Source organism: uncultured Meiothermus sp. (genome assembly GCF_937863175.1).
Lineage (GTDB): Bacteria > Deinococcota > Deinococci > Deinococcales > Thermaceae > Meiothermus.
In genome coordinates this window covers 1-20,089 of sequence record NZ_CALMCQ010000015.1, presented here as the reverse complement: position 1 = coordinate 20,089, position 20,089 = coordinate 1, and the positions used below count along the sequence as shown (strand labels likewise).

Sequence of the window (20,089 nt, the reverse complement as noted above, 5' to 3'; positions counted from 1 at the left end):
CCCCTCCAGGGGGAGGGGGCTGGAGAAAAGCCGCCGGGGGGGCTATCGGATGCGTTGGCCGTACCGGGCCTGGTCGTAGACCTTTTGTGCGCCCCTGGACTGCCAGCCAATCAACCAGGGCTCGATGGTGGGGTAGGCCGAGCTAGCAAAGGTCGAGGAGACGTAGTTGAGCAGGCCAACCCGGAAAACCCGCACATCGGAGACAAAGTAGAGGGGTATCATGGCCAACTCGCTGGCCCAGATCTCCTGCATCCGGGCAAAGAGCTGTCTGCGCCGGGTGGGGTCGAATTCCACTACGGCCTGGTTGCGCAGGCGGTCGAACTCCTCGTTGCACCAGCCGCCAAAATTGAGCCCCCTAAAGCCATTCTCCCGGGTGGGGATGTGAATGACCCGGCCCTCGTCGTCTCGGCAGCCCGAGCGTACCCCATCGTCGGCCTGGCCCATGCTGAAAGCAAACTGCAGCAAGCCTGTCCAGGTTCCTTCCTGGGCCCTGGAGCGAAACGGGGCCCCCAGAACCACAGCGCTGGGAGCATTTCTCACCCGGACAGCAATGCCCACCTGCCGGTAGTTTTCTGCCACCAACTGCTGGATGCGTTCGCGTACCACATTGCCCGAGGTGGTTGCCCACTCCAGCTCGAAGCGCACCGTCCGGCCATCCACGCTGCGCTGCAGAATTCCATCCGGGCCAGGTCGCCAGCCCAGTTCAGCCAGGAGCTGTCGGGCCCGTTCTGGGTTGAAGGGGTAGCGGGTAACATTGGGATTGACCATGGGGTTCTGCGGCGAGACCCAGGTGTGGGACACGCTGTAGAAACCATCGAAAAAGGAGCGTACGACTCCCTCGCGGTTCATGGCCAGGGTCAGGGCCTGGCGGGTGCGGGGGTCGTGCAACTGAAGGTCGCGCACCTGTTGCACGTTGGTGAACTGATTGATCTCGATATGCTCGAAGAAAGGCGTGGGAACCGACCAGAGTTCAAAACGGCCCTGGGCCCGGTTTACCAGTTGGGGGCTGATGCCCTGGTCGAAGGTGATGGAAACGCTCGAGCCTGCATCAATCCCGCCTCCCAGAATGGCGACCAGCAACGAGTTGGTGTTCTGGATGAAGCGGTAAACCACCCGCTGCACATACCTCTCCTCGCCCCCGGGGGGTTTGATCCAGAAACGGGGGTTGCGCCGCATTTCCAGGCTACTACCTGCAACCCAGCGGGTGAGGGTGAAAGCCCCCGAGTAGACCATGCGCCCGGAATTGAGGTACTGCGGGTTGGAAAACTGGTTGAAGAAATTGCGGTATATCTCGGCCTGACGCGCCACCTCGGTAGTGCGGGCGGCGGCCTCTTTGGCCCGGTCCCACTCCGCCCGCATGATGTGGTTGGGGGCATAAAAGGCCCGGTGCACCTCGAGGTCGTAAAAGTAGGCCGGCTCGAGGGTGACCGTGAAGTTTCGCGCGTCGCGCACGCGCAGGGTGGCCCGCTCAAAAAAGTCTACCAGCGTCGAGGCAACCCCCCGGGTCTGTCCGATCTCGAACCAGAGCGCTACATCGTCGGTGCTGATGGGCCGCCCGTCCGACCAGACCGCCTCGGGGCGGATGGTGTAGTCAATCTCGAGCCGGCGCACCCCCGGGCGAATGTTGCTAAAGCGCACCCGGCCGTTTTGCACCGTGGGCACCTCGGTGGCGACCACTGGAATGAGCTCGAGGTCGCGGTTGGTCTGGAGCATGGGGGCAAACAAAAAGTTTTCGATCTCAAACTTGATGGACTGGTTCGAGATGACACTGACCACATCCCCGGCCAGTACCCGTGGCTCCTGGGCTGCCCCGATGATCAGGCTGTTGTCCTGCGGGCCTGCAAGGGCCAGTCCGCTCAGCACCAACAGCGCAATGAGCTTCGGTTTCATCTTTCCTCCTCGTATAGCCAGTGTTTGACTGGCTTGATTCGATGGTTCCTGGGGCGGCTTGTGTACCCCTCGACCGCCGGGGCCTACCGTGTCGGGCATCCCTCCCCGGCCAGGGCAACCGCCCTCTCAAGCCTGAATTTAGGATAAAACCAGGGGCATGCCCCTGGTTTTACGGTTGATTGTTTAGAGGTTACCGGATTGCTACTCCCCCGGCCTGGGCCTGATCCCAGCGCTTGACTGCACCACGCTGGGCCCAGCCGATCTCCCAGGCGTTCCAGGCTGGATACCCGTTCCCGCCGGAGTAGGTGGCGGCCACGTAGTTCACCAGACCGTTGCGCACCACCAGGAAGTTGGAGCGGAAGCGCAGGGGCAGGGCCGGGAGTTCGTCGGCCCAGATCTCCTGGGCGCGGGCGAAGAGCTGCTTGCGGCGGGCTTCATCGAACTCGATCACACCCTGGCTGGTCAGGCGGTCAAACTCCTCGTTGCGCCAGTTGCCGATGTTCTGCCCAGCAAAGTTGTTCTCCCTGGTGGGCACCAGCTGGGCGCCGGTATTGAGGTTGCGGAACTGGAACAGGTTGCCGTCTTCGGCCAGGCCGCTCACCCAGGCAAACATGAAGAACAGCCATCGGCCTTCTTCACCCCGCTGGATAAAGTCGTCGGCAAAGACCACCGCGCTGGGGGCGTTGGCGGTGCGGACTGCAATCCCCACCTGCCGCCACTGCTCGATAAAGAGCTGCTGGGTACGTTCGCGGATGGCGTTACCGGCGGTGGTTACAAACTCCAGCTCGAAGCGCACGGTACGACCGTCCACGGTGCGCTGGAGGATGCCGTCGGGGCCAGGCCGCCAACCCACCGCAGCCAGCAGTTCGCGGGCCCGGGCCGGGTTGTGGGCGTAACGGGCGACTGCGGCGTGGAAGAGCGGGTTGGAAGGGGACACCCAGGTGTGGGAGACCGGCTCGGTGCCGTCGAAGAAGGCCTGCACCCAGGCCTCGCGGTTGATGGCATGGAGCAGGGCCTGGCGGGTGCGCTTGTCGTCGAGGGTCAGGTCGCGCACGCGCTGGACGTTGGTGAACTTGTTGATGTCAATGTGCTCCCAGATGGCGCCCGGCACCGCCCAGATGTCGAAGCGGCCTGCGGCGCGGCTGGTGAGCTGCTTGCTACGGGCCTGGTCGGCGGAGATCCCCACGGTGGAGGTAGCATCAATTCCACCGCCCAGAATGGCCACCAGCAGCGAGTTGGTGTTCTGGATAATGCGGTAGACCACCCGCTGGACATAGTTGGCGTGTCCACCCTGCGGGGTAATGGCGTTGAAGTGGGGGTTCCGTTCCATCACAATCGAGCTGTTGGAAACCCAGCGCGTTGCGCGGAAGGCCCCGCTGAAAACCATACGGCCCGCATTGATGGCCTGGTTGGAGCTGAACTGCTGGAAAAAGCTGCGGTAGAGCTCGTTCAGGCGCTGGGCATCCCGATCGGGGTTGAGGGGTGCGGCAGCGGCCTTGACCCGCTCCCACTCGGCCCGCATGATGTGCGAGGGCGCCGCAAAGTTGCCGGCCATCGAGAGGGTGGCATCGTAGTAATAGGCGGGCTCGAAGACGGCGGTGAAGTTTTGCCGGTCGCGCACCCGCAGGGTAAAACGATCCCAGAAGTCGGGGTTGTTGAGGGCCATTCCCTTGGCTTTGGCTACCTCGACAAACAAAGCCACATCGTCGGTATCGAGGGCATCGCCATCGGACCAGCGCAGGTTGGGCTTGAGGGTCAGGTCAATTTCCAGGCGGCGCTTGCCACCCCCCACATCGGTCACCCGGATCCGGCGGTTGGCCAGGGTGGGCACCTCGGTGACCTGCACGGCAAATGGCTGGGAGTCGAGACCCAGGGCCATCAAGGGGGCAAACAGGTAGTTCTCGATCTCCACCTTGATGGACTGGTTGGAGATTACGTTGAGGAAGTCTCCCCCCAGCACCCTCGGCTCCTGGGAAGTTCCGACCACCAGACTGTTGTCTGCAGGGCCAGCCAGGGCTGCACCCATGGTCAGGGTTAGACCCAGTGCAACAAACTTACTAAATCGGTTCATCTAGCCTCCTTAGGACTCCGCCTATCCAGCAGAATCATTTTGCTATGGCGTTTGCCGTCATCATTATAGCCATCTAGCCATACCCGTCAAACAGGAGGCGGATGAGCCCAGCCCGGTCCAGGTTTCAGGGGTTTTTTAGTTCCAGGGCGCAATTTTAGCCCGCCAAATGCGGCACATCCACCAAAAGGTGGATGTGCGAGCCCATCCGAATACTGGTTTGTGAACCAAACTACATTATTGGGTAGATGGGATAAGGCCGGGTGCGCTCAGGCCCAGACCGCGGCCAGGGGCTGCTTAGCTGCGGCTACAACCCCCACTCCCTTCGCCACCGGGTGCACTCGAGCTATCGGTGCGGAAGGAGTGCCCACAGCCACACGAAGACGTGGCCTGGGGGTTGTTGACACTGAAGCCCCCGCCCATCAGGTTTTCTACCCAGTCCACCTCGGAACCTGCCAGCAGCGGCAGCGACATCCGGTCCACCACCAGCCGCACCCCGAGCATCTCCACCGCGGTATCGCCCTCGAGCTCCCGCTCGTCCACCGCCATGCCATACTGGTAGCCGCTGCAACCACCGGACTTGATAAAGACACGAATGGCCGCCTCGGGCTTGTTGTACCGATTGAGGATCTCCCTGGCCCGTTCGGCGGCAAGGGGGGTAATGGATAGCGCAGTCTGCTCCTGAACCACAAGAAACCTCCACCCTCAAGATTAGCACGAGCCTCCGGGACAATCGTAAGCAGGTACACCGCCCTGGTTGAACCGGTGAGCATCCCCTGCGGGCCGGGGAGCACCTGAAGCTGATAGCCGATAGCAACAACCGCTTCTGGCGATCCGCTATAGGAGATGCGCTATTTGCCATCCTGAAAGTCCTCGCCCGGCCCGCTAGCTCCCCCACCCGTTAGCCCGTTAGTATGGAACATATGGACATCGCCAAAGCCCAGCAGGCCCTCCAGGAAGCCCGCATCCCCGGCTGGCTGCTCTACAGTTTTCAGGGCAGCAACCTGCTGGCCCTCGAGGCCCTCGGACTCCAGGGCCTTATGCTCAGCCGCCGCTTTGCCTATCTGATTCCTGCGCAGGGCGAGCCGGTCTTGATGGTCCACGCTATTGAAAAAACCAGCTTTCCCACCCTGCCGGGAGACCGGGTGGTTTTCTCGAGCTGGGAGCAGTTCGCCCGGGCTCTGCAAACCCAGGTGGCGCCCCTGGGTCGAATTGCGATGGAGTACCATCCGGGCGGGGGAATTCCCTACCTGTCGCGCATTGATGCCGGAACCCTGGAGCTGCTGCGCGGGATGGGCCTCGAGGTGGTCTCTTCGGCGGAAATCCTGTTGCAGTTCCAGACCTGGGATAAAGCAGCCCTGGCCTCGCATAAGCGGGCGGCGACGGGCATCGCGGCAGCGCTGGAGCATGCCCTGGGCTTTGTGCGCGCCCGGCTGAACCTCCCTCCCCGTGAGCTCGAGGTACAGGCCGAAATTAGCAAGGTGTTTGCCTCCAGGGGCCTGGTCTTCGACCATGCGGCCATGGTGGGCTTTGGCCCCGGTGCCGCCAACCCCCACCACACCGCAGGGGAAAGCCGCCTGGAGCGGGGCCAGGTGATGCTGATGGACCTGTGGTGCCGGGAGCCGGACGGCCCCTACGCCGATGTAACCTGGATGGCCGGCTGGGAGGTGTCCAACGAGGTACACCAGGCCTGGAACGTGGTACGGGATGCGCGGGATGCGGCCCTCGAGTTCTGCCGCCAGGCCTACACCCAGAACCGCGTACCCAGAGGCTACGAGCTGGATCGAGCGGCCCGGCAGGTAATTGAGGAAGCGGGCATGGGCCGGTACGTGCTGCACCGCACCGGCCACCACCTGGGCTTTTCGACCACCCACGGCAACGGCACCCACCTCGACGACCTGGAAACCCACGACACCCGCCCCCTGATTCCCGGCCTGGCCTTTACCATCGAGCCAGGGGTCTACCCCGGCCCCTTTGGGATCCGAAGCGAGATCAACGTCTACCTGCACGCGTCCGGCCCCGAAGTAACCACCGGCCTGCAAACCGAACTGGCGCGGCTGTAGAAGCTGAGGATGGGGCCGTTGCCGAGTCTCCATTTTCTATAGCCCCGACTTCTGGCCTTACGCCTATGGCCCCTGGCTTTTGGCGTTGTATGCTTTCAAGCGATGGAACGACCCCTGATGCTTTTTAGTGGACAGTCCAATCTTACCCTGGCCAAAGAGGTGGCCGACAATCTGGGGGTTCCGTTGGGAAAAAGCGTGACCGAGCGTTTTGCCAACGACTGCTTGTTCGTGCGTTACGAGCAGAGCCTGCGGGAAGGGGATATCTTCATCATCCAGTCGCTCACCCCGCCGGTTCAGGACCATCTGGTGGAACTGCTGATGATGATTGATGCGGCCAAAAGCAGCAGCGCGGCCCGCGTCACGGCAGTAATTCCCTACTACGCCTATGCCCGCAGCGACAAAAAGGATGCCCCGCGTATCTCCATCGCGGCGCGGCTGGTGGCCGATCTGATCCAGGCTGCCGGGGCCGACCGGGTGCTGACCATGACGCTCCACTCGGCCCAGGTGCACGGCTTCTTCAAGGTTCCCGTAGACCACCTCTCGGCGGAGCCGGTGATTGCCAACTATTTCGCCACCCAGGTGGATCGGCTGGAAAACGCGGTGGTGGTGGCCCCCGACGCAGGCGATATCAAGCGGGCCAGCGCACTGGCGCGCCGGCTGGCCCTGCCGATTGCCTTTATTGACAAGCAGCGCCTCTCCGATACCGAGGTGACCTCGAGGGGTCTGGTGGGCGACGTGCGCGGCAAGACGGCCCTGGTGGTAGACGACGAGGTCTCGACGGCAGGAACCCTGGTACAGGCCGCCGACTCGCTGACCCAAAACGGTGCACAGGCCGTGTACGCCGCATTTACACACGGGGTGTATGTCGGCCCGGCCATAGACCGCATCGAAAAAGGCCCCATTGTCGAGGTCGCAGCCACCAACACCTGCATCTACAACGCCAAACCCAGCAACAAAATCAAACAACTGAGCGTGGGGCCGCTGTTTGCCGAGGCCATCTGGCGGATCCACCGGGGGGAGTCGGTCTCGAGCCTCTTTACCTGACCCCCAGTGGTTCAGGCTCGCATCTCCGATCTCGAGCCTCTTTACCTGACCCCCAGTGGTTCAGGCTCGCATCTTCGATCTCGAGCCTCTTTACCTAAACTTCCAGTGGATCAGGCTCGCATCTCCGATTTCGAGCCTGTTTACCTGACTTCCGGTTGTTTCCAGGATGGGCCCCTGTTTGGTCGGAAACTCAAATCCCCCTGTCCCCTTTCGTCAGGGGGGACGACGGCTAACCCACCCTCGGGGCCTCCCGGGGCCGGATGGCCTCGGCCACAAAAGCCCACAGCACCCCCATCAGCAGCCCTAGAACCCCTGCTATCACCGTAAAAAGCAAGGGCCGGGGAAAACTGGCCCGTAGCGGCTCTGCCGGTGGAACCAGCACCTGCACCAGCAGGGCCTGGCTGACCAGTTGACCCACCGACTGGGGTTGCTGCAAGAACTCGGTCAGGGTACTGCTGCGGGCCTCGAGCTGGGCGATCTGGGAGCGCAGGCGTGACTCTTCGAGGCTCAGGCTGGTGAGGGCCGGGTTGGCGGCCCGTGCGGCCTGGGGATCGTTGCCCCGGGCCTCGAGGGCCGCCGCTACGGTCGGGTTGGACGCAGCCCGGTCGGGGGCCAGGCGCAACTGGGCCTGGATGCCCTTGAGTCCGTCCTGGGCCACCCGCAGATCGAGCCGGGCCTGGGTCAGGGCCGCCCTGATGTTGGCCCTCGCCCCTTCCGCCAGGCTGTTTTCCAGATACTCTCGAGCCACATTCAGAATACGTTCGGCTCGAGCCCCCGCCTCTGCAGCCGTCTGGCCCTGGGCGGTTAGAAAAAGCAGTCCACGTTTTTCGTCGAACCGGGCACTGAAAAACTGGGTGGGGTCGGCAACCTCGAGTTTTTCTGCCATCAGCCGGGTGTTTTGCAGGTCCACAAACCCCTGGGCCAGTCCGGCCAGCGAGGGGAGGTTGTTGAGCAGGCCCTGGCTGGTCTGGTTTACCATGCTCAGGCTGACCACCACCTGGCTGGTGTAGGTGCGGGGGAGTAGCTGGCTTACCGTAAAAGTCAGCAGGGCCATTCCCAGGGAAATTCCCAGAATCGTCAGGCTCCACTTCTTGAGCAGCAGGTATAAGTCCCGAAAGGTTATCTCGTCGGCTGGTGGGTGTATCTGCGGATTCACCTTGTCATCCTATCAGGTTGAATGAGGACTGCCACTGCCATCAGCCAGAGACTGTAGTAGACTCCGGCATAAAACAGGGTGTTATCAAACAGGTTCAGGCTCAGGATAATGCCCATTGCCAGGGCTGCTCGCCAGGCCCTGGCCTTCCAGAGAACCTCGGCGATCTTGTACAGCACGAGGGCAAAACCGAGCAAACCCAGCAGGCCCAGCTCGACCAGAAGCTGCAAGTACGCATTGTGCGCATGAGGGATAAAAATTTCCAGGGTCTCGGGGGGGCGGTTGAGCAGGAAGTAGGCCGGGACGCTGCCAATTCCCACTCCAGACCAGGGGTGAGATATGAAAGCTTGCCACAGGGTGGCGTAGATCACCCACCGGGTCTGATCGGTCAGGTTTACGACCAGTTCATTCAGCCGGTGGCCCTGTGACCAGAGCAGCAGGGCTGCGATCAGGGCCACCAGCACCAGAGGGTAAACCTTCAGCCTGCCAGCCAGGCCCACACCCACCGTTGCCATCAGCGCCATCCACCCCACCAGCGCGGTTCGGCTGCCCGACAGAAAGACCATCAGTCCACTCACGGCGGCGGCCCAGACTCCCAGTCGAAACCCTGCCAGCAGTACAATCAGGAGCGCAACGGCAAGGCCCGTGTGTCCAAAGGTGTTGGGGTTCGGGTCATGCCCCATCACCCTGACCTGGCTCACCTGGCTCGAGGCCGGATGGGACAGGTACTGGAAAACACCATAAGCAGCGTGAACCGCCAGCCCCACCAGGAGATACCGGGCCACCCTGGCTGGCCCCAGCGTTGCGAGCAGGAAGCGCCCCGACTGCAGCGTTGCCATGGCCAGCAAAGGTGTGCCAGTAGCCCAGCCCAGACCGTTCAGCCAGTTCTGCTCTGGGGGCCGGAACGGGACATAGGCATGGGCCACCGGGCCAGGCTCGAGCTGGATGTAGCCAATTTCGAGGAAGTTCCAGTCGCCCTCGAGGTTCACCAGGCTTGGGGCCCGTATCCGCTGATCCTGGGGCGGATGGTAGGAGGCATAGGCCCGGTAAAGGCCGCCCCCCAGGTCTACGATTCGAGCCGGAACCGGCTGGTGGGCGCCGGGAATGTAAAAACTAAAATCGAACGACACCTGGCTGCCATCGTGGCGGAAGAGCAGGCTCAAGGTGTAGGCATTTCCAGCACTAACCGGGTAAAGCTGCCCCGAGAGGATCTCTACAAACGGTCTTCCCGATGCAGGGTGCCTGCGCTCTACCCGCCAGAAGCCGTCGGGCTGCCGAACCGCCCAGGGGCCCGCGTGATCCTGGGAGTTCCAGCCATGTAGATCGGCCCAGCCGTGTGCGGGAATCAGATTCTGAACTGCCTCGGCTTCTCCGGCTTGGGGGGTGGGCGAAGGTTCGGCCTGTTGGCCTGCAAACCAGTGCGCACCCGACCACAGAACTGCCTGGGCAACGAAGAAACCAAGCCATAGGGGTTTTTCTCGGACCACCAGCCACAGATAAAGGGCGATGACCACAGCAACCAGGGCAAAGAATTCAGGGAACACGGGCAGGGCCACAAAGGGAATGCCCAGAGCCCATCGAGAGAAGCGATGCTTTTTTGCCGGTAGAACCACTATCGAGCCCCGAAGCCGGTGAGAATGGTTCGGATGGTTTTGACTACAATCACACTGTCCAGCCACAAGGACAGGTGCTTGATGTAGAAGAGGTCGTGGGCCAGTTTTTCGCGGGTCTCGGTCGAGTCCGCCGCATAGCCCTGATTAATCTGGGCCCAGCCGGTTATACCGGGCTTCACCAGGTGTCGGTAGGCATAAAAGGGGATTTCCGCTTCGAACTGCTGGGCAAACCAGACCTGCTCGGGACGCGGGCCGATGATGCTCATCTCGCCCCGGAGCACATTCCAGAACTGGGGCAACTCGTCCAGGCGGAACTTGCGCAGCCACTTGCCCACCCTGGTTACCCGGCTGTCGCCATCTTCGGCAAAGCGTGCGACCGAATCATCCGCCTCTAGGGTCATACTGCGAAACTTGACCATCCAGAAGGTTCTACCCCCCTGCCCCATCCGCTCCTGGAAAAACAGAACCGGCCCGGCGGACTCCAGCCGTATCAGCAGGGCCAGCAGTCCGGCCAGCGGCAAGAGCAGTGGAAGCGCGAGCAGTACGGCAACCAGGTCGAGCAGACGCTTGAGTGCGGGGTACAACGGGGGAAGCTGGATGGCATCCATCAGCTCCTCAGAGTGGTGGGGCAGCGAAACCTTGCCGGTCAGGAGTTCGTAGACCGCCGCCGCGTGGTATACCGGCACCCGCCGCAGGCTACACTCGGCCATAAAGCGCACCCACTGGCCCTTGTGCGGCATGTGTAGATCCGCGGCCACCCCATCGAGGCCCGCTTCCAGACCGGGCTTCTCGAGGCTCACCCATTCCGCCCCCTTCAGGCTGAGCAGGCTGTTGGCCAGACCGCCAGGAATCAGGCCGATTCTGGGCCTGGCCAGTGCCAGCCAGCGCCAGCCCAGCCACTGCCACAAAAAAGTGGCCAGGAAGGCAACCAGCAAAAAACTGCGTGAGTAGTAAAAGCGGCCCATGGCCAGAACGGTTATTAACAGAACAAAGGCCACGCCGATGCTGACCAGGGTGGTGATGAGGGTGTTGGTGCCCACCAGCGTCAGGAGCCTGCGGGTGGTTAGAACCGATACCCCATACGCAACCAGCGTCGCCGGAACCAGAATCTGGCCTTCGTAGAAGGTCCAGAAACGCCAGGTGTCCCAGGCCACCCAGGAGGCCAGCATCGCTACCAGCAGCATGCCCAGACCATGCCAGGCAGAGAACAGCACCCACCGGAGGCGGCCTCGAGCCCTCAGGAAAGCGGGGTTGTTGGTCAGAACCAGGGTGGACATACGCAAAAATCCCTGGACTAGTCTAACCTAAGTTGGGGGTACGACCCTCATCCTTAAGCACAGGTTCCTTTAGAAATGGCATCCTGAGGCCGCCCCTGCACGGCGACCCACGCTTCGATACGGTCTGGTAGACCCTGGGTCAATCGGTCTGCCGTGCGGCGTCCCTATTCCAAGATACAAGGGTCAGGGTGACCCGGCATAATGTACGGATTTCACGATCGAAACTCTGCCCTGGCCAGGCTGGCATAAATCTGGTCTATTTTTCTTCCGGCCTCCTCCCAGCTATGCCTGTCCATCACAAACTGCCGCGCAGCAGCGCCCATTTTTCGACGCTTTTCCGCATCGCCAAGCAGACCCGCCACCTTGTCCACAAAGGCGCTGGGGGCATCGGCCACCTCGAGCTCCACTTCCCCCCTGGCCTGGATGGATCCGAGGCCAAAACTGGTGGTGACCACTGGAAGCCCTGTAGCCATGGCCTCGAGAATCTTAAACTGCATTCCAGAGCCGGTTTGCATGGGCGCAACCGCCACCTTTGCCCCGCGAAGGGCATCCACCATGGATGGCACATACCCCGTCACCTCAACACCCGGTTCGTTTGCCAGCCTGGCGATCTCCTTACTGGGGTTGGCTCCTGCGACGGTAAACTTTATCTCGGGCACGCGTTGGCGTAACGCAGTATAGCAATTATCCATAAACCACTGAACCGCCGTGATGTTGGGTTCATAGGACAGGTTGCCCGAGAAAATGATGCTACTCCCGGTCGCAGTCTGTTCGGCGGGGGAGTAGACACTCACATCTACGCCCAGAGATATGACTTGAACCCTGGGTTCCCGCAACACACTCGCATCCCGCTCGGAAACCACGGTCGCGGCATCAAAAGTCCGAACCGCAGCGCCCTCATAGGAGCGAATTCGCCTGAGTTCTTCCTGTAACACCCAGCGCTTAAGTCCGATGGCCTCGTTAGCACGCCGCTCGAGGTTCAGTTCCATCGAGTCTATAAGTTCAACTAGCTTCGGCTTGGAAACTTTGGGCAGATAAGGCGCAAGTCTTAGCAAAAATACGTGCAGGAGATCGAAATTGTGAGTCTGCTCGAGCCTACTTAGTTCTCTGGCGAACTGTGCCGAGCGGTAGTATCCCACCTGGAGCGGCAGCGAGGGCCTGAACAGGGTTACGCCCATGTTTGCCAAAGACTGGAGCCTGGACAGCCGAACCGGTGTGACCGAGGCGAAAATCTGGCCTAGCTGCGGAAGAGACTCGAGTTCCCTGGTGTCCTGGTAAAACGAGAGCAGGTGCAGCTCGTGCTTCTGGCTAAGGACTCTAGCGCGGTGGTAGGAGACAGCCTGGTCGCCCTTTAGCGGTGGGAACGGTAGGCGAGGAGTACAAAAGAGTACCTTCATTCCAAGACCTCGCGGTACAAAGCCAGGTATGCATGGGTCATTTCTTGCCAAGAGAACCTTGCAGCTTGGGCATAGCCACGTTGAATCAACTGTTGGCGCAGGTCGGGGTTGCTAAGTAGCTGGGAGGTTGCACTGTATAGCTCATCCGCTGAGGTAGGGTTTACCAAAAGCGCAGCATCCCCAGCCACTTCGGGGATGGAGGTGGTGTTGGAAGTAATCACGGGTGCCCCGTAACTCATGGCTTCTAGCACAGGCAAACCAAACCCTTCGTATAAAGAGGGGTACAAAAAGGCCGTGGAGCCATGGTACAAATGGGCCAGTTCGGACTCGCTCACGAAGTCATAAAAGAGGACTTGTGACTCTATTTTGAGGGTTTGGGCCAATTCACGTAACTCCGCGCTGTATTTCTCGGGTAGTCCAACCAACCGAAGCTGTCCTGCAAATCTCCCGTCCCGACTTAGTCTGGCGAAGACCTCCATAACCAGGCGAGTGTTTTTACGGGGGTCGGTTGCTCCAAGCGCCATCAAATAGGGTATTTCTGGTAAAGGCTGTGTGGCAAAAGTGTTGGTGTTGCTCCGAACCCCAGGGGCCAGGTAAGCCACCTCAACCTTAGTCGAAGGAACATCTATCAATCGCAGTATGTCGGACTTGGAATACTGCGAAATGGTGATAATTTTGTCGGCTCGCCGGGCCACTTTGGGTACCACGAAAGAACGATAGATTCGTCCCAGTTGCTGAAACAGCACCCTCGAACCGGGCAGTTGGTGTTGAGGTAACAAAAACATCACATCGTTGATGGTCACTACCAGCTTGATATTTGAGGGCAAAAATAACGGCCCAGTGTTAGCCAGGCAATGCAGTAAGTTCACCCCAAGTTTGTGGGCCTTTTTTGGCAAGAGAACCTGTTCCCAAAAAGGATAAAAACCAGGTTGCATCGGAACTATGTGAAAGTGCTCGGGCAAGGAGAATGGGAGTCGAGTAGCAGGGCTGTCGGTAAACAAAACATATTCAAACTCGGGAGGCAGGATCGCCAATTGAGAAAGATAGTTATACAAGACATTTCCCATGCCCCTGCGGTAGTTGAGTAGTCGCGCGTCAATACCAATTCTCTTCATGCTAGGTACCTTTGGTGCTTTTGGCAGCACTTGAGCGAGCCCACAAGCGGGTTGGCATCCACCGCAACACTTGATAGATGACCACCGCCATGAGCAAGAAAAAGAAGCTATCGGACAGGTTATTGCGCAGTATTGAGTAGTAAAAATAGACCGCCAACAGTGGGATAGCTAACTGCTGCACTCCCCCCAGCGTGTACAGCTTGTCCAGGTGACGACTCCAGGCCCCCAACAAGAATAAACCCAGGAGGGTTCCCCACAGCCCGAAGTTCATGTACAAGTCACCAAAAATGCTGGGGGCCAAGGAGAACCCTGCGTCGAATAAATCGGGAAAGACTACCGACATCACATAGCCAGATGTGTTCAGTGGCTTCTCTGGATACCAGCTTCTTGGAATTACTTTGAGAACGAAAGGCAAGACGATCGTCTTGCCGTACTGGTATTCCAGTACTCCGCCTACATTGGATCGCACAGCATCATAGAACAAAATTGGAGTCAGTTCTCCAGTGACCATAGAGACAGCACGAGTAGCAAAAGGATTCTCTTGACCCCGTGAGGTGAGTCGATCCTCACGCTGAATTCCAATCCAGCTAGGCACGATTGTAGCAAGCAGCAGCAAAACGATGGCAGGAACCGCGTATCGCAACCAACTAAAACGTACCCGATTGAGCCGCAAGTCGGCAAGGAAGACAAAGACCAAAGTAACCACCCCAAGCAACAGTTCCATACGCTCCAGGGCAACCAACGGGAAACACAGTAGGGCCACCACAAGTAAAAAATAGTTTGGCCTCTTGAAACTAGACAATCGCTGGATCACGTGAAGAACCAGCGCGGCAACCAGACCTGCACTCAACACCCCGTCAAGAATAGCAACCAGACCAGCCAGCGTGCTGCCACCCCCTACAGCCAGGTTGGCATAGTTCTGGATGCGATCCGCTAGAGCCTGACCAGAATAATAACCAGAGAAGCCATAGGTGCGTAAATCGTTCAAGAATAACAAGAATCTACCTAGTAAAAACAGCATGATTGGCCAGGTTAAATTCTTAGTATGCAAGAGCATCGGAACATACGGTATTAAGTAAGATTGTGAAGGTGAAAGTATCCGCCAAAAGCCGTAGCCGACCACAAAAGCAAGAGCAAACCATAAGCCCTCGAGCGCCAGATTGGGGTTTGTGGGAAATTGATAGGCTGCCGAGGGGACGAAAAGGAGCAGAGTGTAGAACAAGAAGAAGTTTCTAAAGCTGACTAGATTACTATAATCAACAAGAAGAGCCATGACCAAGGCACTAGCCAAAAACACGGCTGCGTTAAGACTGCCTACCAAAACCCAAATAAGTACAACTAGGGCGACTAAAGCCACCCGCAATATAAGCCGGCTCTTTTTTAGTCGGAAATTCCAGGTTGTCATATGGGTCAGGCCAAAAAGCCCACATTAAAGCTTATTCCTCTTCCAATTTACCAGCCATCCGAGACGGTTGTGTGCTATCAAATATACAAACGCCCCGACCAAGATAAACCCCTCAGCCGCCACTACCGCCCAAGCCATCCCCACATGGGAAAATTGAGGCACCAAGACCAGCGCCAGCAACAGGTTGATTACCCCTGCTCCGAAAGCCAACATCACGTAGGGCTTATCTAGACCCTGCGAGAGCATCCATTGGACCCCAAATACAAAATTTAGGGCAATGATGGGGGGCAGCAAAGCCAGCACCTGTAATACAGGCACAGCTTCTTCAAACCCTTCTCCTAGCAAGAGCTGCACCCAAAGCGGGGCTGCCACAAACACGATCAATCCAATCAAAAGCCCGCCCAGCCCTTGAACCCAAAGACTCAAACGAGCCAGGGCTGCTGCCCGATCTTGATTATGGCGAACCTGATTGGATAAACGTGGAAACAGTGCAAGAGTCACCGGAGCTAGCAACGAAGAGGCCCCCCGGCTGATCCGCTCCGAACCCGCATAAATCCCCACAATTGCTGGGTTGGCAAACAAGCCCAGAATGAGCGGATTGGCCGAAGTGTATAGGCTGATGGCTCCCTTGTAAACAAACATGCTCCATCCCATCCGAAGTCCCTCCACCAGCGCGGCTTGGCTGGGCCACACCAGCTGAACCCTCTTGGCTGCGAGCCAGAGACCCATCGCAAAGGCTATCCATGCAGCACCACCCTGTAGAATCAATACCCAAGCAACCTCGTGTGGTGTCCGTACCACCACCACCACCGCAACAAAACCGGCCAGACGGGTCACGCTTTCTACTATTGCCACCAACCGCATGTTCTCAAGGCCCTGAAAGAACCAAGACAAACTGAATCCACTAGCCACACCCCAAAAATATCCAGCCCACACCAAAACCGAATGTTCACGCAGTAAGGGAACAATCTCTACTGCTATCCAAACCAACGCAAACACCCCCAAAGCAATTAGAAAACGGGCCGTCAGCACTGAGGTCAGAATATCGGACAGGCGTTTAGGATCTTCACGGTAGCGGGCGACCTCACGGGTGGCCTCCAAATTAAAGCCGTACTCAACCAGCAAACTAACATATAATCCTAATGACTGTGCCATAGCCAATATGCCTAAATTACTAGGCCCTAATACTCTCGCTAGATATGGGATCAGCAGTAATGGCAAAAGGTAGTTGACGGCCTGTAGTCCATACAATGCAATGATGTTATGCAAAAGGCTACTTTTGAGAACTTGTCTAAACCAAGTCAACATCTAATACAGCAACTTTCCACTACTTGCTTTCTTCAAATCCGCACCGGCCATCATGTTCACCAACTGCTCAAAAGGCACCTTAAGTTCCCATCCAAACTTAGCTATTGCCTTTGCAGGGTTACCCAACAACAGGTCAACCTCTGCAGGGCGGTAGTAGTCTGGGTTGATGCGAATGATGGTTTTGCCCGTTCTGGTATCTACAGCCCTGGTATTCTCGGCCTCTCCGCTCCACTCGAGGTCAAAGTCCATCGCCTTAGCCGCCAGGTCAACAAAGTGCCGAACAGTCTGGGTCTGACCTGTGGCCAGCACATAGTCGTCGGCGTGGTCTTGCTGGAGCATCTGCCACATACCCTCTACATAGTCGCCCGCAAAACCCCAGTCCCGCTGAGCCTCGAGGTTGCCCAGCTCCAACACATCCTGCTGGCCATGCTTGATGCGGGCCAGCGACGAAGTAATTTTGCGCGTCACGAATTCCTGCCCGCGCAGTGGTGACTCGTGATTAAACAAAATGCCAGAAGTAGCGTGCATCCCGAAGGACTCGCGATAGTTGACGGTAATCCAATGACCGTAGAGCTTGGCCACCCCGTAAGGGCTACGTGGATAGAATGGGGTTTTTTCATGCTGCGGAACTTCGCTCACCATACCGAACATCTCGGAGGTAGAGGCCTGATAAAACCGAATCCTGGGGTTGACCATGCGAATGGCTTCCAGGATGCGGGTTACGCCCAGGGCATCCACATCGCCGGTGTAGAGGGGCTGCTCGAACGAGACGGCCACAAAGCTCTGGGCTGCCAGATTGTAAAACTCATCCGGTTGCACCTTTTCAAGCGCCCGAACGATGTTGGAGAATTCCAGCAGGTCGAACGGAACCAGGTTCACCTGGCTGGTTATGCCCAGCTCCTCCAGTCGCCAGAGGTTCACCGATGCACTGCGGCGATAGGCTCCAAAAACCTCGTAACCCTTCTCTAAAAGCAGTTTGCTTAGATAGGCTCCGTCTTGACCTGTAATTCCGGTGATGAAAGCGCGTTTTGTCATCAATTTCTCCCCTTCTCTGGCCGTGAGTTTACCAGGCAACTCGGCCCATTCGTCGTTGGTGAGTACGCCTAAAGACATCAGGCACCGCCCGCTAGTCTATAGCACTCCCTGAGAATTCCACGAGTGCTTAAGACCATGCCACCTCGAGACCTCCAGCGAAATATCCTCCGGCAGCGCCACCCCAGCCTCTTGCCTGCTCCGCGGTTCCACCTCGGGCCGGGTGCGCCGGGCCAGCTCGTAGACCGACTTGCGCTCGGTGGCGATGTGCAGGGTGGGGTAGGGGATCTGGTGCAGGTGTTGCAGGGCCAGGGCAATTTCGGGCGCAATCACCTCGAGGTAGTCCTGGCTGGTGTACAGGTCGTGGTAGGCCACCGGGTAGGGGAAGGGCGAGGGCCGGAAGCTGGTGCGGAGGATCAGGTGGCGGGGCAGAACCCGCACCACCTCCTCGGCGGCCAGCTTGGACAGGGCGTAGTAGTTACGCACCGGCCCCAGCGGGTCATCTTCGCGGTAGCCGCCCTCGTCGCCCCAGAAAACATAGTCGGTGGAGATGTGGACAAACTGCACGTCGCGTTTCAGGGCTGTTCGAACCAGGTTGCGGGTTCCCTCCACGTTCACCCGCCAGCACAGGGCTCTCTCGGTCTCGGCCCTGGCTACGTCGGTATAGGCCGCTGCGTGTACGATCACCGGTGGCCGGTACTGTGCAAAAGCCCGCTCAATGCTGGCCGGGTCGGTGATGTCCAGCTCTTCCCTACCGGGCGCCATCAGCTCAGGCATCAGGCCGCGCAGGGCGGTTCCCAGCCGGCCTGCGCCCCCAGTCAACAAGATTCTGGTGGCCATTGACCCTCGACTCTCGACCCTCCCACCTTAGCGCTGGGCATACCAGTCCTGCATCAGGTTCTGGTGCTCTTTTTTCTGGCGCACCCGCTCCCACCAGCCCCGGTTGTGCCGATACCATTCCACGGTCTCGGCCAGGCCCTGCTCGAAGCTATAGCGACGCACCCAGCCCAGGGCCTCGGCCCTGGAGGGGTCAACCGAGTAGCGGTAGTCGTGGCCGGGCCGGTCGGCCACGAATTTTTTGAGCGACGCGGGCTTTCCCAGAGCCGCCAGGATGGCCTCGGCCACCTGGACGCCGCTAATCTGCTCGCGGGCCCCCAGGTTGTAGGCTTCGCCCGACACCCCCCGGTGCAGCACGGCGTCAATCCCGGTGGCGTGGTCGTAGGCGTGCATATAGTCGCGCACCGCCGAGCCGTCGCCATAGAGGGGCAGGGGCTGGTCTTGCAGGGCATTGGTGATGAAAAGGGGGATGATTTTTTCGGGGTACTGGTAGGGGCCATAGGTGTTGGAGCCACGGGTAATTACCACGTCCAGGCCGTGGGAGATGCCGTGGGCCAGAACCAGGTGCTCGGCCCCGGCCTTGGAGGCCGCGTAAGGCGAGCGGGGGCGCAGGGGGTCGGCCTCTACCGAGTGGTGCTGGGTTCCGTGCAGGTCGCCATACACCTCGTCGGTCGAGACCTGCAAGAAGCGCTTCACCCCGGCCTGGCGGGCGGCCTCGAGCAGCACCAGGGTGCCCTCGACATTGGTGCGCACGAAGGCGGTGGGATCCAGCAGGCTGCGGTCCACGTGGCTCTCGGCGGCAAAGTTGAGCACCGCGTCGGCATCCCGCAGGGCCTGGCTGGCCTCGGCAGGGCTGGCAATGTCGCCCTGGAGGAACTCGATCCGGCTCATCACGGTTTCCAGGTTCTCCAGGTTGCCCGCGTAGGTTAGCTTGTCCAGCACCACGAGCTCCCAGTCGGGGTGGGTCTCTAGGGCATAGTGCACGTAGTTGGCCCCGATGAAGCCGGCCCCGCCGGTGATCACGACTCGTTTGAAATTCATTGCGTGTCTCCTAGCCTTTGTCGTCGGCCCAGAGCTCGGCCCCAAAAAAGTCCCAGGGCAGGCGGCCTTCGTTGGGGTCGGCGGGATTGAACTGGTCGTTCATCGCATAGAGCAGCACCGCGCCCCGGTGCCCTGCCCGGTAGCCGTGGGCCACCCCGGAGGGGATTAACAGCAGCGCAGGAGCCTCGCCCGAGAGCAGAAAGTAGCGCCGGTGGCCCTGGGTGGCGGAGTCGGCCCGCACGTCCACCAGCCAGACCAAGAGCTCGCCCTCCAGCACGCACCAGAGCTCGTCCTGGGTGCGCCTGGGGTGAAGGTGAAAAGCATTGACGCGGCCTGGAGCCGCCCACGAGACCGAGATCTGCCGGGCCTCGAAGGGGGTGGGCAGCCCTTGAACCAGGCCGCCCGAAAGGCGCAGGTGCTCCATAAAAGCGCCCTCGAGGGAACGATGCTTTCGCAGCGGCTGCAACAAGACCCCCTCGACCTCGAGCGGTGGGGTGTAGTTTTGGTAGCTTAAGGCGGCCAGGGCCTGTTCTTCCAGCTTCATACCGCCCCCATCCTAAAGCATAGACTGGCATAGGGCCTACCGGCCCACCGCTGAGGGTTGCATGAGCAAGGACTTCTCCATTACCGTGATCTCCCACAACACCCTGGGCATTCTGGGCGAGTGCCTGCGGCGGCTAGAAGCCAACTACCCGGAGGCCGAACTGATTGTGGTGGACTCGGCTTCCACCGATGGCAGCCCAGACTGGGTGCAGGCGCACCGTCCTGGGGTGCGGCTGCTGCGGGTTGCCAACCGGGGCTACGCCTTTGCGGTGAACCGGGGTCTGGAGGCCGCCACCCGTCCCT

At 59.7% G+C, this 20,089-nt stretch carries 17 protein-coding genes; 3 read left to right on the top strand and 14 right to left on the bottom strand.

The features are described 5' to 3' along the window. Positions 1–42 precede the first annotated feature (42 nt). The 3 genes from Q0288_RS00700 to Q0288_RS00690 all read right to left on the bottom strand — a co-directional run bounded on the left by Q0288_RS00700 (position 43) and on the right by Q0288_RS00690 (position 4,648). Complete coding sequence (locus tag Q0288_RS00700; protein WP_299425628.1) at positions 43–1,890, bottom strand: peptide ABC transporter substrate-binding protein; 1,848 nt, start codon at positions 1,888–1,890, stop codon at positions 43–45. Between the two features lie 190 nt (positions 1,891–2,080). After that, a complete protein-coding gene (locus tag Q0288_RS00695; RefSeq protein ID WP_299425625.1) occupies positions 2,081–3,961 on the bottom strand; it encodes a peptide ABC transporter substrate-binding protein in 1,881 nt (626 codons plus the stop codon). Between the two features lie 294 nt (positions 3,962–4,255). Further along, the gene (locus Q0288_RS00690) at positions 4,256–4,648 is read right to left on the bottom strand and encodes an iron-sulfur cluster assembly accessory protein (RefSeq protein ID WP_299425622.1); all 393 of its coding nucleotides are present in this window, start codon (positions 4,646–4,648) and stop codon (positions 4,256–4,258) included. Between the two features lie 233 nt (positions 4,649–4,881). Here Q0288_RS00690 and Q0288_RS00685 point away from each other — a divergent pair, with 233 nt between their 5' ends. Then, on the top strand, positions 4,882–6,021 hold the full coding sequence (locus tag Q0288_RS00685; protein ID WP_299425631.1) for a Xaa-Pro peptidase family protein: 1,140 nt from the start codon (positions 4,882–4,884) through the stop codon (positions 6,019–6,021). Between the two features lie 102 nt (positions 6,022–6,123). Further along, complete coding sequence (locus Q0288_RS00680) at positions 6,124–7,065, top strand: ribose-phosphate pyrophosphokinase (protein WP_299425619.1); 942 nt, start codon at positions 6,124–6,126, stop codon at positions 7,063–7,065. 229 nt (positions 7,066–7,294) lie between these two features. On the opposite strand, the gene Q0288_RS00675 is transcribed toward Q0288_RS00680, so the two are convergent. The 11 genes from Q0288_RS00675 to Q0288_RS00625 all read right to left on the bottom strand — a co-directional run bounded on the left by Q0288_RS00675 (position 7,295) and on the right by Q0288_RS00625 (position 19,787). Beyond that, a complete protein-coding gene (locus Q0288_RS00675) occupies positions 7,295–8,221 on the bottom strand; it encodes a Wzz/FepE/Etk N-terminal domain-containing protein (RefSeq protein WP_299425617.1) in 927 nt (308 codons plus the stop codon). Then, entirely contained in the window at positions 8,218–9,831 is a 1,614-nt protein-coding gene (locus Q0288_RS00670) for an O-antigen ligase family protein (RefSeq protein WP_299425614.1), read from the bottom strand. Before Q0288_RS00670 ends, Q0288_RS00675 begins: the two co-directional genes overlap by 4 nt. Beyond that, positions 9,831–11,108, bottom strand: coding sequence for an exopolysaccharide biosynthesis polyprenyl glycosylphosphotransferase (locus Q0288_RS00665; RefSeq protein ID WP_299425611.1), 1,278 nt, complete (start codon positions 11,106–11,108; stop codon positions 9,831–9,833). The genes Q0288_RS00670 and Q0288_RS00665 overlap by 1 nt, the downstream gene beginning before the upstream one ends. A gap of 212 nt (positions 11,109–11,320) precedes the next feature. Next, positions 11,321–12,505: a glycosyltransferase gene (locus Q0288_RS00660; protein ID WP_299425608.1), complete on the bottom strand. Its 1,185-nt coding sequence runs from the start codon at positions 12,503–12,505 to the stop codon at positions 11,321–11,323. Continuing rightward, positions 12,502–13,650 (bottom strand): glycosyltransferase family 1 protein, encoded by a 1,149-nt coding sequence (locus Q0288_RS00655; RefSeq protein ID WP_299425605.1) that lies wholly within the window; start codon positions 13,648–13,650, stop codon positions 12,502–12,504. The genes Q0288_RS00660 and Q0288_RS00655 overlap by 4 nt, the downstream gene beginning before the upstream one ends. Continuing rightward, positions 13,622–15,025, bottom strand: coding sequence for an oligosaccharide repeat unit polymerase (locus tag Q0288_RS00650; RefSeq protein ID WP_299425602.1), 1,404 nt, complete (start codon positions 15,023–15,025; stop codon positions 13,622–13,624). Before Q0288_RS00650 ends, Q0288_RS00655 begins: the two co-directional genes overlap by 29 nt. A 24-nt stretch (positions 15,026–15,049) precedes the next feature. Then, on the bottom strand, positions 15,050–16,333 hold the full coding sequence (locus Q0288_RS00645; protein ID WP_299425600.1) for a flippase: 1,284 nt from the start codon (positions 16,331–16,333) through the stop codon (positions 15,050–15,052). Beyond that, complete coding sequence (gene gmd, locus Q0288_RS00640) at positions 16,334–17,446, bottom strand: GDP-mannose 4,6-dehydratase (protein ID WP_299425597.1); 1,113 nt, start codon at positions 17,444–17,446, stop codon at positions 16,334–16,336. It abuts the gene before it with no gap. An 18-nt stretch (positions 17,447–17,464) separates the two neighbouring features. Beyond that, positions 17,465–18,205, bottom strand: coding sequence for an NAD(P)-dependent oxidoreductase (locus tag Q0288_RS00635; RefSeq protein ID WP_299425594.1), 741 nt, complete (start codon positions 18,203–18,205; stop codon positions 17,465–17,467). 27 nt (positions 18,206–18,232) lie between these two features. Further along, entirely contained in the window at positions 18,233–19,243 is a 1,011-nt protein-coding gene (rfbB, locus tag Q0288_RS00630) for a dTDP-glucose 4,6-dehydratase (protein WP_299425591.1), read from the bottom strand. Between the two features lie 10 nt (positions 19,244–19,253). Further along, positions 19,254–19,787, bottom strand: a complete 534-nt coding sequence (locus tag Q0288_RS00625) for a dTDP-4-dehydrorhamnose 3,5-epimerase family protein (protein WP_299425589.1) — start codon at positions 19,785–19,787, stop codon at positions 19,254–19,256. 61 nt (positions 19,788–19,848) lie between these two features. Between Q0288_RS00625 and Q0288_RS00620 the strand changes: the two genes are divergently transcribed. Then, positions 19,849–20,089: glycosyltransferase (locus Q0288_RS00620; protein ID WP_299425587.1), on the top strand; the 241-nt coding region annotated here is incomplete at its 3' end.